The organism is Gibbsiella greigii, assembly GCF_039540155.1.
Classification (GTDB): domain Bacteria; phylum Pseudomonadota; class Gammaproteobacteria; order Enterobacterales; family Enterobacteriaceae; genus Gibbsiella; species Gibbsiella quercinecans.
On the sequence record NZ_BAABEM010000007.1, the window covers coordinates 80073 to 92723 of the forward strand.

General features: G+C 54.2%; 9 protein-coding genes. 8 read left to right on the forward strand and 1 reads right to left on the reverse strand.

What is annotated here, in order from left to right; all coding sequences use genetic code 11:
• Positions 1–4 precede the first annotated feature (4 nt).
• The gene (locus AC559G_RS06950; RefSeq protein ID WP_498912003.1) at positions 5–1441 is read left to right on the forward strand and encodes an MFS transporter; all 1437 of its coding nucleotides are present in this window, start codon (positions 5–7) and stop codon (positions 1439–1441) included.
• Between the two features lie 47 nt (positions 1442–1488).
• Here AC559G_RS06950 and AC559G_RS06955 read toward each other — a convergent pair whose 3' ends face one another.
• Positions 1489–2532, reverse strand: a complete 1044-nt coding sequence (locus AC559G_RS06955; protein WP_498912004.1) for an LLM class flavin-dependent oxidoreductase — start codon at positions 2530–2532, stop codon at positions 1489–1491.
• Positions 2533–2725: 193 nt separating this feature from the next.
• Between AC559G_RS06955 and AC559G_RS06960 the strand changes: the two genes are divergently transcribed.
• The 7 genes from AC559G_RS06960 to cas7e all read left to right on the forward strand — a co-directional run bounded on the left by AC559G_RS06960 (position 2726) and on the right by cas7e (position 12642).
• Positions 2726–3700, forward strand: coding sequence for an HlyD family secretion protein (locus AC559G_RS06960; RefSeq protein ID WP_498912005.1), 975 nt, complete (start codon positions 2726–2728; stop codon positions 3698–3700).
• Positions 3679–4836, forward strand: coding sequence for an ABC transporter permease (locus AC559G_RS06965; RefSeq protein ID WP_498912006.1), 1158 nt, complete (start codon positions 3679–3681; stop codon positions 4834–4836). Before AC559G_RS06960 ends, AC559G_RS06965 begins: the two co-directional genes overlap by 22 nt.
• On the forward strand, positions 4833–5972 hold the full coding sequence (locus AC559G_RS06970) for an ABC transporter permease (RefSeq protein ID WP_438597689.1): 1140 nt from the start codon (positions 4833–4835) through the stop codon (positions 5970–5972). Before AC559G_RS06965 ends, AC559G_RS06970 begins: the two co-directional genes overlap by 4 nt.
• Positions 5973–6701: 729 nt before the next feature.
• On the forward strand, positions 6702–9401 hold the full coding sequence (gene cas3 / locus AC559G_RS06975) for a CRISPR-associated helicase Cas3' (protein WP_498912007.1): 2700 nt from the start codon (positions 6702–6704) through the stop codon (positions 9399–9401).
• A 9-nt stretch (positions 9402–9410) separates the two neighbouring features.
• A complete protein-coding gene (gene casA, locus AC559G_RS06980; protein WP_498912008.1) occupies positions 9411–10988 on the forward strand; it encodes a type I-E CRISPR-associated protein Cse1/CasA in 1578 nt (525 codons plus the stop codon).
• Positions 10981–11568 carry a type I-E CRISPR-associated protein Cse2/CasB gene (casB, locus tag AC559G_RS06985; protein ID WP_498912009.1) on the forward strand — a complete coding sequence of 196 codons (588 nt, stop codon included), beginning with the start codon at positions 10981–10983 and terminating at the stop codon, positions 11566–11568. The genes casA and casB overlap by 8 nt, the downstream gene beginning before the upstream one ends.
• A 21-nt stretch (positions 11569–11589) precedes the next feature.
• On the forward strand, positions 11590–12642 hold the full coding sequence (gene cas7e / locus AC559G_RS06990) for a type I-E CRISPR-associated protein Cas7/Cse4/CasC (RefSeq protein WP_498912010.1): 1053 nt from the start codon (positions 11590–11592) through the stop codon (positions 12640–12642).
• Positions 12643–12651: the final 9 nt, after the last annotated feature.

Genomic DNA, 12651 nt, shown 5'->3' on the forward strand with positions numbered 1-12651 from the left:
CACAATGAGCACACTGTCTTTTGGTACCCAATTAGGGCGTGGCGGCCTGATTATTTTACTGGCGGGCCAGCTACTGCCGATGATTGATTTTTCCATCGTCAATGTTGGTCTGGATTCCATCGCGCAATCGCTGCGGGCCAGCCCGGCACAGTTAGAACTGGTTGTAGCGGTGTATGGCGTAGCATTTGCCGTTTGCCTGTCGATGGGGGGGCGCATGGGCGATAACTTCGGGCGCCGCCGGGTGTTTTTATGGGGCGTGCGGTTGTTTACCGTATCTTCATTGATTTGCGGCCTGGCCAACAGCATCGGGTTGTTGCTGCTGGCCCGGGCGTTGCAGGGTGTTGGCGCGGCGCTGATCGTGCCGCAGATCCTGGCGACTATTCATGTTTGTTTGCGTGGTCGTGAGCATACTCGGGCGTTGGGCATGTATGGCGCCATCGGTGGGCTGGCATTTATTGTCGGCCAAGTACTGGGCGGCATGCTGATTGCTCTGAATGTTGCCGGTTCGGGCTGGCGCAGTGTGTTTTTGATTAATATTCCGGTGGGGCTGTTGGTGCTGTTTTGTACGCGCCGTTGGGTGCCAGATACCCGCACTGAACGGGCGGTCAGCCTTGATTTACCCGGCACATTGCTGTTGGGGCTGGTGATTGCCTGTCTGTTGTTCCCGCTGGCGCTAGGGCCGGTTTGGCACTGGCCATGGCAATGCTTAGCGCTGTTGGCCACGACCATTCCGTTGCTATTGGCGCTGTGGCGGGTGGAACGCCGGCAGGAACAACGCAACCTGCATCCATTGTTGCCGCTGGCGCTGATGCGCCTGCCGAGTGTGCGTTTTGGCCTGCTGGTCGCCATTTTGTTTTTCTCCTGCTGGAGCGGTTTTATGTTCGCCATGGCGCTGACGCTGCAGGCCGGCGCCGGCCTGAGCTCATTCCAGTCCGGTAATGCGTTTATTGCACTGGGTGCGGCCTATTTCGTGTCATCGTTGCTGAGCAGCACGGTGGTTGAACATGTCGGTATGGTTCGCACGCTGCTGTTCGGCTGCCTGATTCAGATGACGGGGTTATTGGCGCTGATGTTGAGCGTCAAGATGGTTTGGCCGCAGTTGGGCGTGCTGAATCTGATCCCGGCAACGGTGCTGATTGGCTTTGGGCAGGCGTTTATCGTCAGCAGTTTCTTTCGCATTGGGTTATCGGATGTGCCGGCCGCCCAGGCGGGTTCCGGCAGTGCTATGCTGGCTACCGTCCAGCAGACGGCCTTTGGGCTTGGCCCGATCCTACTGGGGATGGTGTTTGTCCAGGCGTTGCACCTGCACCACGGGAACTATCTGGATGCGCTGCAGGCAATGCTAACCGCCGAATTCTGCCTGATGCTGATCCTGCTCGGCCGCACCTTGTGGTATCTGCGCACCAGCCAGCAGCGGCGCACGCGGGCGACTGCTGAATAAAACGCGGGGAATATCCCGGCGGTATTCCCCGGCGCCTGAAATAGCCCTCATGAGAGGGGGGCTGGCTTCTCCTGCTGCAGATCGTTTTTCACCCCGGCGACGATCTCAAACGAATGCAGCCGCGCCTGATGATCAAAGATCTGGCCATTGACCATGATTTCATCGGCGGCGGTTTCGCGCAGCAGCGCCTGCATCCCTTCACGCACGGCGTCTTTACCGCCGACGATCGACATACGCAGCACCTGCTCAACGCCATATTGCTCCGCGGCGCTCCACAACGCATGGATATTTTGCACCGGTGGCGGCAGCGGGCCGGGCGCGCCCCGGCGCAGGTTGATGAACTGCTGCTGCATCGAGGTGAACAGGAAGCGTGCATCGCGCTCGCTGTCGGCGGCAATCACGTTTACGCACACCATGGCATAGGGCTGCGGCCAGCGCTCGGAAGGCTGGTAGCTTTCGCGATAAATCCGCAGCGCCTGGAATAGCATATCCGGCGCAAAGTGCGAGGCGAAGGCGAACGGCAAGCCCAACTGGGCGGCCAATTGCGCGCTGTACAGGCTGGAGCCCAACAGCCAGATGGGCACATGTAGCCCCTGGCCGGGCACCGCCTGTACCGCCTGATTGGGTTGGACATCGCCGAAGTAAAGCTGCAGTTCCTGCACGTCACGCGGGAAGTTATCCACATCGCCGGAAAGATGGCGGCGCAGCGCCAGCATGGTGCGTTGGTCGGTGCCGGGCGCGCGGCCCAGCCCCAGATCGATACGGCCGGGATAGAGCGATTCCAGCGTGCCGAACTGTTCAGCGATCACCAACGGTGAATGGTTGGGCAGCATCACACCGCCCGAACCCAGGCGGACCGTACTGGTGCCGGCGGCCAGATACCCCAGAAGCACCGAGGTGGCCGCGCTGCCGATGCCGGTCATATTGTGGTGTTCCGCCAGCCAGTAACGCTGGTAGCCCCATTGTTCGGCATGCTGCGCCAAATCTAACGAAGCGTGGAATGCATCGCGGGGTTTCGCCCCCTGTGGAATAGGGGAAAGATCAAGCACCGAAACCGGTACAGGTTTTTTTTCAGTCATCATATCGTCCATCAGGCCAGAAAGGGGATCGCTTAAAGGGCGAGTGCAGAGATCTGCAAGTTAGTGTTAAAAGCATAATGCAGTTTAACGGTATAAAAGAGGATATACGTGCTTGTGATATTGTTATAACGAACGGCCTTTGGTGAGCACCGCCAATATGGATGTGTGCACAGGTGCCTGCGCTTTATCCCAGGGAGTTGGATAGATGAAGAAAAAAACCTTGTTTACCCTGCTGTTGGTGGCCGTTGCCATCGCGATGGCGGTGTTGTTCCGTGCGCATAATCAGAATTTGTTATTGCAGGGTGAAGTTGACGCGCCGGAAGTGATCGTGGCGTCCAAAGCCAAAGGGCGGGTGATTGAACGCCGGGTAGAGCGCGGGGATGATGTGCGAGCTGGGCAGTTGCTGATCCAGCTCGATAGCCCGGAGCTGATGGCGCAGTTGCATGCCGCACAGGCCACCCGCGATGAGGCCAAAGCGCAGTTGGATCAATCATTGCACGGCACGCGGGAAGAAAGTATCCGCAACCAGCGCGCCACGCTGGCACAGGCGCAGGCGGAATATCGCAATGCGCAGCAGGAGTATGAACGCAACCAGGACGTGTTCCGCCGCGGTTATATTTCAAAATCGGAAATGGACAGCGTGCGCAGCACCCGCGACACCGCCTATCAGCGCGTACAGGCGGAGCAGGCCACGTTGGATGAGGCGATCAACGGCGATCGTGTCGAACTGCGGCAGAAATACGCCGCCGAACTGCGAGCGGCGGAAGAAGATCTGCTGGAAATCAAAGCGCAAACGGACGATCTGCAGGTGAAGGCGCCGGTGGATGGCGAAGTCGGGCCGATCCCGGCGGAAGTAGGGGAGTTGCTTAGCGCCTCCAGCCCATTGCTGACGCTGATCCGCATGCCTGATGCCTACTTTGTGTTTAACCTGCGTGAAGACATTCTGGCGCACGTGCGCAAAGGCGATAAGGTGCAGCTTCGGGTGCCGGCGCTGCAAAACAAAATCATTGAAGCGGAAGTGCGCTATATCGCACCGCTGGGTGACTACGCCACGAAACGCGCAACGCGTGCCACTGGCGATTTCGATCTGAAAACGTTTGAGGTTCGTCTGTACCCGGCCCAGCCGGTTGAAGGATTACGCCCAGGGATGAGCACGCTATGGCAATGGCAAGAAGACTGAAAGCGGGCTGGCGCTGTTTTAGCCATGCGTTCGACAACGAGTGCAGGGTTAGCTTACGCAAGCCGGTCATCCATTGGTTATGCTGGATATTCCCGCTACTGCTGTTCGCCCTGATCGGCAGTAACTTTTCTGCGGGCACGCTGATGGATCTGCCGGTCTCGGTGGTGGATAACGATCGCAGCCCGTTGTCCAAGTCGTTGATCCGCAAATTGGATGCCGGCCCACATGCGCACGTCGAAGCCTATGACGGCGGGTTGGACGAAGCGTTACACCGGCTGCGCAGCGCTCAGGATTACGCGCTGCTGTATGTGCCGCCCGATTTTGCCGCGGATGCGCTGGCGGGCAAGCAACCGACCATCGCGCTTTATTACAACGCCCTGTTTTACGGCGCTGGTCTGTATTCCACCCAGGATTTCAGCGCGCTGATCGCTGAAACCAACAGCAGTTATCGCTCGCTGCTTGCCCAAGAGATGGGGAACACGCTGCCCGCGCTGTCGGACGTAACCCTCAGCTACGGCAGCCTGTTCAATGCCAGCGGCAGCTACATTTACTATCAGCAATTTGCCGCCACGATTCATCTTCTGCAGGTGTTTGTCGTGACCTGCATGATCTATGTGCTGGCACGCAGCCAGGCGCTGCTGAAAGCCAAACCCTTCAGCCTGGCGCTGTTGGGCAAGCTGGCGCCGTATACGCTCTGTTTTACCGTGCTGCTGATGGTGGAGATCGCCGCGCTGGTCGGTATCTTTGATGCGCGCGTCACCGGCAACCCGTTGTTTATGCTGTTGATCGGCTTTTTCTATGTGATGGCCGCGCAGAGTATCGGTTTGCTGCTGTTTACTTTCACATCCAACGCCATTACCGCCTACAGCCTGATCGGTATTCTGGTCAGCATCGCGCTGACCTTTTCCGGTATGGCAGTGCCGGAACTGTCGATGCCGCTGCCGGCGCAGATCATCGCCAACATTGAGCCGCTGACCCACGCGCTGAACGCGATGTTTGACGTCTTCCTGCGCCAGGTGCCGGCCAGCACCATTCTGAGCATCTGTTCCTGGCTGCTGGTGTATCCCCTGATTGCGGCGTTTTTGGTGCGCAACCGGCTGGCGGCGCGCTTGGCGAAAGAGGCGGCGATAATATGAAAAGCTATTGGCAAACCTTTTGCCGGGTGCTGATTGGCATGCTGGAGCGGCCGATGTGGCTGATGCTGATCCTGTCGCTGTGCCTGATGAGTATGGTGTACGCTAACCGCAGCGTGTGGGATCTGCCGGTCGCGGTGGTGGATCAGGATCACAGCGCCGCCAGCCGGCAGATCATCCGCCAGTTGGACGCCACGGCCAAGATCGCCATTAAAACCTATGACAACCTGGAAGAGGCGAAAGACGATCTGGGCTGGCGCCGGCTGTTTGCGGTGATCATCATGCCGGTGGATCTGGAGAAACGGATCCTGCACGGCGACAGCGTCGTCATTCCCATGTATGGCGATGCGACCAACCGCCTGGCTAATGGCCAGATCCAGCAGGACGTCACCGCCGCCTATCAGCAGATCCTCAACCAGTACAACACAACGCTGCTGCTGCGCAACGGCTTTAGCGAACAGCAGGTGCAGGTGTTGCTGACGCCAATCCGCGGGCAAACGCTGGATGTATTTAACCCCGGCATCAGCTTTGCGGCGATTGTTTTCCCTGGGCTGTTGGTGATGCTGCTGCAGCACTCGCTATTGATTGCTTGCGTGCGCGTGAGCATTACCCTGAAAGGGGCGCCCGGCGGCAAGCCTGCGATTCCGGTGTACCTTGGCGGGTTGTCGGCGCTGCTGCCGATCTGGCTGTTTTTGTCTATTGTGCTGTTTGTGCTGTGGCCGTGGGTTTTGGGCTACCGGCAAACGGCGGCGATCCCGGAAATCCTGCTGCTGACCTTTCCGTTCCTGCTGGCGGTGCTCGGGTTGGGCAAGCTGGTGACCGAATGCCTGCGTAGCGTGGAGATGATCTACCTGACGCTGTCGTTTATCACCACCCCGGTATTCTACCTTTCCGGCACTCTGTGGCCGTTGCAGGCGATGCCGGGCTGGGTGCGCGCCATTTCATCCGCCTTGCCTTCCACCTGGGCGACTAAAGCGATTGCTGGCGTTAACCAGATGGGCCTACCGCTGCGGGATGTAGGTTGGGATGTGGTGATGCTGTTGCTGCTGGGGGCGGTGTATACCGTGATTGGTATCGGCATTGGGGCAATACGCAACCGGGTTGCCTTGCGCAGCCTGTTCCGCCGGCGCCGGGCTTGATGACAGTGCTGGTGGAACACCCATCCCATTGCAGAATGGTTCACCTATGTATTACATTTCAATGAGTTAATGTTATTTAAAAGCGTGGGATTGTTGGTGGTTTTTTTCTTGTTTAAAAATATTATGTAATTCGATCAGGTATATTTAGAGTGTTCCCCGCGCTAGCGGGGATAAACCGTCAGCGTTAGATACGGCGGCGCAGTGGGTGAAGTGTTCCCCGCGCCAGCGGGGATAAACCAGCGGGGGGACCACTCCTCGCCTTTTAACATCTGTGTTCCCCGCGTGAGCGGGGATAAACCGACTAAGGGAGCAACGGTGGGCACGGGAACACTCACGCTGCGAGTGCTTTTCATATCCGCTGTCGATATTGGGTATATGATGTCACCTCTATTTTGGTTCACATATTTGTTGGAATGTTAACGCCAGCCATAGTTTTTGCCAGTAGTTTTAAAAATAGTTTGGATGAATTTACAGTAAGTTGTTATAAATAATGTAATCAGATTCGCAAAATTCAGAGTCAAAGTGATGAAATTATTATTGTGAATAATTTCAATTTGTTAACCTGATTGTGGTCATTAAGTAATATGAATTGTTATTCGTATGTTACGCGTGTGCGAGCTTTCCACCATCGTGGAAATGAATTGTAGACGGACGTTCTGGAGTCTTTCTTTTGAATCGGCTCTCTTAGCGTATTGGGTACGACGGAAGCACCTCTGACAAGGAATATATATGCATGGAATAATGCCTCCTTGCTATATGCGCTACTGGGGCAAAGCGAATAGATCCCAAGATACCGGTGGTGACGATTATCATTTATTACCCTATCACTGTCTGGATGTCGCGGCCTGCGGCTATCAGTTGGTTATGCATAACCGCTTTCATGCTGCGGATATTTTTGCTGAATTGGGTTTTTCGCAATCCGATGGAGCTAATTGGTTCGCGTATTTTTTGGCTATGCATGATATTGGTAAATTTGCGCGTGGTTTTCAGCAACTTTATCAGCATGATGATGTTTTTTTGGTGCCAGATGCTGGTCGTGCTTACCATTCTCGGCATGACTCGCTGGGATATTGGGTTTGGTGTGAGCATCTGTTACCCCGTTGGCTTAATGATGACATTCCTCTATTCCCTGGGGATGAGAAAAAGAAACAATGGAAAGGCAGCCTAGATATCTGGTGGCAACTGGTTACCGGCCATCATGGTATCCCGCCGGAAATCACCAACGGGGCATTGGCCTTTACTCAGGATGATATAGCGGCTGCCGAATGTTATCTGGTTGCGTTGCGGCATATTTTCCCCCAGACGGCTTTCCCTCCCCAGTTTGCTGATAAAACATGGCGTGCGGAGTTAAAAAAACAAAGCTGGTTATTGGCTGGGTTAGCTGTGTTGGCTGACTGGTTGGGATCGAATCAGGATTATTTTCCTTTTGTCGCTAAGCCAATGTCGTTAGCGGATTATTGGGTTCAAGCTCGGTGGAAATCGGAAAAAACGATTGCCTCTCTACCGTCGCCTTCGGCGGTGAATACTTTTCATGGTTATTCTGGCCTTTTCCCTTTTATTCAGCAGCTTACTCCATTACAGCAATATGCTAACGATCTGGATATCAGCCTGTCTGGAGCTCAATTACACATTCTGGAAGATGTCACTGGCGCAGGGAAAACAGAAGCCGCATTGATTCTGGCTAATCGTTTGATGGCGCAGGGGAATGCCGATGGTTTATATGTTGGTTTACCCACCATGGCAACGGCAAATGCGATGTATCAGCGTTTAGCCAATGCTTATCGAGCCTTATTTCATCCATCTGCTCATCCCTCTTTGGTTTTAGCGCATGGTGCCAGCAAAATGTCTCAGGCATTCAGTCAATCTGTTTGGCAGGGAGATAATCATGGTCAGCGCAGTTACACTGCTACGGAGTCTGGTGCTAGCAGTGAATGTAATCGTTGGTTTGCAGATTCGCGTAAAAAGTCATTATTAGCTGAGGTTGGGGTAGGCACGCTGGATCAATTATTAATGGCGGCTATGCCATATCGGCATCAATCCTTGCGCCTGCTTGGCATCAATAACAAAGTGCTGATATTAGATGAAGTACATGCCTATGACGGCTATATGGTCCGTTTGTTGGAAGGGTTGTTGTTGTTTCATGCCGCACAGGGGGGAAGCACCATCATTTTGAGTGCGACATTACCCTTTTCATTACGCAGTAGATTATTAACCGCCTTTTCTCGTGGTGCAGGATGGGCTGCTCCTGCCCCGGAAAAAGATGCAGGCTACCCGTGGGCATCATATTTGCATTGCCATGGTTTGGTTGAACGGCAATTGGCTACCCGAGCGGCAGTCAAGCGACATGTCACAGTACATTGGCTAACGCAATTGGACGAAGCGATTGCCATGATTGAAAAAGCCGCGGCAGAACAACGCTGTATTTGCTGGATACGTAATAGCGTTGATGACGCGATGCTGGTTTATCACCAATTACGGCTGCGGGGCACTATTCCGGAAGAAAACCTGCTGTTGTTCCATAGCCGTTTTGCTTTTATCGATCGTATGCGTATTGAACAAACCGCATTGGATTGGTTTGGTAAGAACGCTGATCCACATGCCCGACGGGGCAAAGTTCTTATTGCTACACAAGTAGTAGAGCAAAGTCTGGATATCGATCTGGATATGATGATCAGCGATCTGGCCCCAATAGATTTGCTCATTCAGCGGGCTGGTCGGTTGCAGCGCCATATCCGTGATAAAAACGGCAAGGTTGCCACCGCATTAAACGATGCGCGCCCTGCGCCGGTATTATCGATATTGGCTCCCGTATGGCAGCCTGACGCTCAACTCAATTGGTTAGGTGAATCTTTACGGAATACCGGTTATGTGTATGCCGATCACGCCTGTTTGTGGCGTACCCAGGCGGTGTTACGCGATCTGGGGGCAATAACGATGCCGGAACAGGCCAGAACGCTGGTGGAAAGTGTGTATGAAGAGGTGATTGACGCCCCGCTAGCACTACGAGATGTGGCGGATCAAGTGTATGGCAAAATGCTAAGTGCGCGTGCGGCGGCAGGGCAGAACGTGCTATCCCGCGATAAGGGCTATGACCGACGCGCCAGCGATACGCTGTGGAGTGATGCAGTTGAGTTATCAACCCGTCTGAGTGAGCCTACCCTGGATATTTATCTTGCCTATCGTACACCCGTAGGCATTAGCCCCTATGCAGGAACGGAAGATTTCCCGTGGGAAAAAAGCCGTGTGCAGGTACGGGAGAGCTGGTGGCAAGCGCATTGCGCGACGTTGCCGCAGTTGCAGGAAGAGGAGCTGGAACTGTTCAGGCAACAGCAGCATCGGCCGCAAGGCAAGGTATTGCTGTTAGCTATCGACGAGGAGTGTGATTATTACCGCAAGGATTTAGGGCTGTTGGGGATAAATAATAACTAAGGAGAAAAAATGTCATCTTTTTCATTGCTCACAGAACCCTGGTTGCCGGTGATCACGCATGCTGGGTGGAATAAAAAAATCTCGCCGGTGCAGATCACCGATGATGATATTGCCGATCTGGCCTACCCCAGAGCAGATTTTCAGGGGGCGGCTTATCAGTTGTTAATCGGCCTGTTACAAACGGTTTATGCGCCGGAAGATGAAGAAGGATGGGAAGAGGTTTGGGACGACGGCATTGATGCCGCAGCATGGCGGCAGGCTCTGGCGACGATAACTGAAGCAATGCAATTTGGCCCGCAAAAACCGGCTTTCTTGCAAGATTTTTCCTCCTTGGAAAGTGAAAATACGTCCATTTCCGGCCTATTGATTGATGCGCCGGGCGGCAATACGCTGAAGTTAAACAAAGATCACTTTATTAAGCGCAATAGCTATCAGCGTTTTTGCCCGCATTGCGCAGCCATCGCATTGTTCACCGTGCAGACGAATTCCCCGGCGGCAGGGGCCGGTTTTCGCGTGGGCATGCGCGGCGGTGGGCCAATGACCACGCTGGTGATGCCGCAAAAGAATGAAAACCCGCTGTGGAAAAAATTATGGCTGAACGTTATTCCACAGGAACAAAAGCCGCGTCCCGATGAACTCCCGCTGATTTTCCCTTGGTTGGCGCCCACGCGCACCAGCGAGAAAGCCGGGAATAGCGTTACGCCGGAAAACGCCCATCCGTTGCAAGCCTATTGGGGTATGCCCCGCCGCATTGAAATCGATTTTTCCCTCACGGAGCCAGGTTGCTGCGATCTCTGTGGTGAAGAACATGAAACGCTGCTTACGCAAATACGCAACAAGAATTATGGCGTGCAATATGATGGCTGGTTGCACCCGCTATCCCCCTATCGCCAGGCGCTGAAAGAAGGATCTCCGTTGCTGGCATTGAAGGGGCAACCCGGTGGGCTGGCCTATAAAGATTGGTTAGGGTTGGCGTTAGGGGCGGAGGACAAGTTTAACCGCACCCTGCCGGCACGGGTAGTTCGGGAACGGAATGCCACCCGGGGGAGCATTGGGGAGCAAACTTACCTGTGGTGCTTTGGTTTTGATATGGATAATGCCAAGGCGCGTTGTTGGTATGAACACCGGGTGCCCCGTTTTTCTTTGGCGAAACTTGAGCGCCAGCAGTTGGCGGCTGTGCTGGAGCGAGTGGTGGTCCTGGCCGTTGGGTGTTTGCCGCTGCTGCGGCAGGCGCTGAAAGAAGCATGGTTTTCCACGCCGAAAGAGGCCAAAGGGGATTTCAGCACAGTAGATATTGCCTACTGGCAGGAAACCGAACCCTTCTTTCGCCTGCTGTTACCCCATGTAATACAGGATCCTGCCTGTGTGGCGGCGGCCCGCACGGCGCTAAAACACTGGGTATCGTCCCTGCATCAGCAATTATTTGTGATGTTTGATCGCCTGGCATTGGCTAACCCGGATGACAGTGAGGATCTGCTACGGATTCTGCGTGCCCGGCGCATGCTGGATAAAAACTACACCAAATTGAAAGTGCTAAAAGATTTACAACCGTTGATGGCGGAGCGTAAGGAGGTGCAAGGTGCTTGACAGCAATACACGCAAGGAATTGGTTTTTACCCAGAAAGTTGCACAGGATGTATTAACGAATTGGTTTTATGACCTACAGCAACGCGATCGTGACAAATCTTTCAATGGGCGTTTATGGCGGGCAGAACTACGGAGGGTGAGGGGATCATATGGCGCCCTTACCTGTGAAGGTTTTCATGTGTTGAACCAGCGGTTGAGCAAAGTAATGGCGCTACAGCCTGGCGATCTGCTAGCGCTGGCCGTATTTGCCAGTGTGGTTGTTCATGCGCGCAGAGCGAATGCGCAAGGGAGCTTTGCCGCCCAGTTGGGCGCCGAGTTAAAGGGGCGCCCTTGCTTGTCCCGATTGCGTTTTGAACGTCTGCAGCAGGTTCGGTCGCCAGAAGAGTTATGTGGCCAGCTTATCAAAGCAGTAAAGCTCCGGGCGGATGAAGGCGTAAATATCGTTTCGTTGGCCGACGGTATTTTCCTGTGGGTGCGTGAATGGCTGGCGCGTGAGGAACATTGTGCCGCAGAAGTGAACCCCTTCCGGCGAAATAACGTACGGTGGGCGAGTGAATATTTAATGGCATCAGAAAAATAATCAATAAACAAGGATTGAACAATGACAACGTTTATTCAGCTTCACTTATTGACCGCTTATGCACCGGCAAACCTGAACCGTGATGATACCGGGCGCCCGAAAACCGCCATCATGGGGGGCGTGGAGCGTTTACGGGTTTCGTCACAAAGTTTAAAACGTGCCTGGCGCACATCGGAAACCTTTCAACAGGCACTAAGTGGCCACATCGGTGAACGAACCCGCCGCTTGGGGCGTGAGGTTTACCAGCAGCTTATTTCCGGCGAAGTGAATGACAAACTGGCCTTGGCTATTGCCGGCAAAATCGCTGCTCAATTCGGCAAGATAAAAGCGGATAAGAATGCCTATGCGGTAGAAAACCTGGATATTGAACAACTGGTGCATATCAGCCCGGAAGAAAAAACGCTGATTACGCAATTGGTTGGGAAATTAATTGGTGAAAAACGCGAACCGCATGACGACGAGCTGAAATTATTAAGGGCGCAGGCTCAGGGGGTGGATATTGCGCTATTCGGTCGAATGTTGGCATCCAGCCCGGAGTTTAATGTTGAGGCTGCTTGCCAGGTTGCCCATGCGTTGGGGGTCAGCGCAGTCACGGTGGAAGAGGACTTTTTTACCGCTGTTGATGATTTAAACCGTAAGGAGGAAGATGCCGGTTCTGCACATATGGGGGAGCAGGGGTTCGCTTCGGCATTGCTGTATAGCTATATCTGCATCAGCCGCGATCTGTTGTTGCAAAATCTGAACGGTGACGAGGCGCTGCTGAAATGCACGTTGCGCGCGTTGACGGAAACGGCAATTACGGTTTCGCCTACTGGCAAGCAAAACAGTTTTGCTTCACGCGCTTATGCGTCTTACGTGCTGGCTGAACGGGGAGATAAACAACCGCGCTCGCTGTCAGTCGCATTTTTTAATCCGGTTCGGGGGGAAGATCAGCTTAACCAGGCCATTTCTTGCCTGAAGGCGCAATATCAGAAGTTTGATCGTGCTTATGGCGTAAGCGCGCAGCGTAATGAGCTGAATGTGGAAACCGGGAAAGGCACGTTGTCTGCATTGTTGGATTTTGTTGCGCAGTAAGGAGGCTGT

What these genes read in the sequence shown, in the direction of transcription:
- AC559G_RS06965 (WP_498912006.1), top strand. Translation starts at nt 3,679, where the DNA reads ATGGCAATGGCAAGAAGACTGAAAGCGGGCTGGCGCTGTTTTAGCCAT.
- AC559G_RS06955 (WP_498912004.1), bottom strand. Translation starts at nt 2,532, where the DNA reads ATGGACGATATGATGACTGAAAAAAAACCTGTACCGGTTTCGGTGCTT.
- AC559G_RS06960 (WP_498912005.1), top strand. Translation starts at nt 2,726, where the DNA reads ATGAAGAAAAAAACCTTGTTTACCCTGCTGTTGGTGGCCGTTGCCATC.
- AC559G_RS06970 (WP_438597689.1), top strand. Translation starts at nt 4,833, where the DNA reads ATGAAAAGCTATTGGCAAACCTTTTGCCGGGTGCTGATTGGCATGCTG.
- casA (WP_498912008.1), top strand. Translation starts at nt 9,411, where the DNA reads ATGTCATCTTTTTCATTGCTCACAGAACCCTGGTTGCCGGTGATCACG.
- AC559G_RS06950 (WP_498912003.1), top strand. Translation starts at nt 5, where the DNA reads ATGAGCACACTGTCTTTTGGTACCCAATTAGGGCGTGGCGGCCTGATT.
- cas7e (WP_498912010.1), top strand. Translation starts at nt 11,590, where the DNA reads ATGACAACGTTTATTCAGCTTCACTTATTGACCGCTTATGCACCGGCA.
- cas3 (WP_498912007.1), top strand. Translation starts at nt 6,702, where the DNA reads ATGCATGGAATAATGCCTCCTTGCTATATGCGCTACTGGGGCAAAGCG.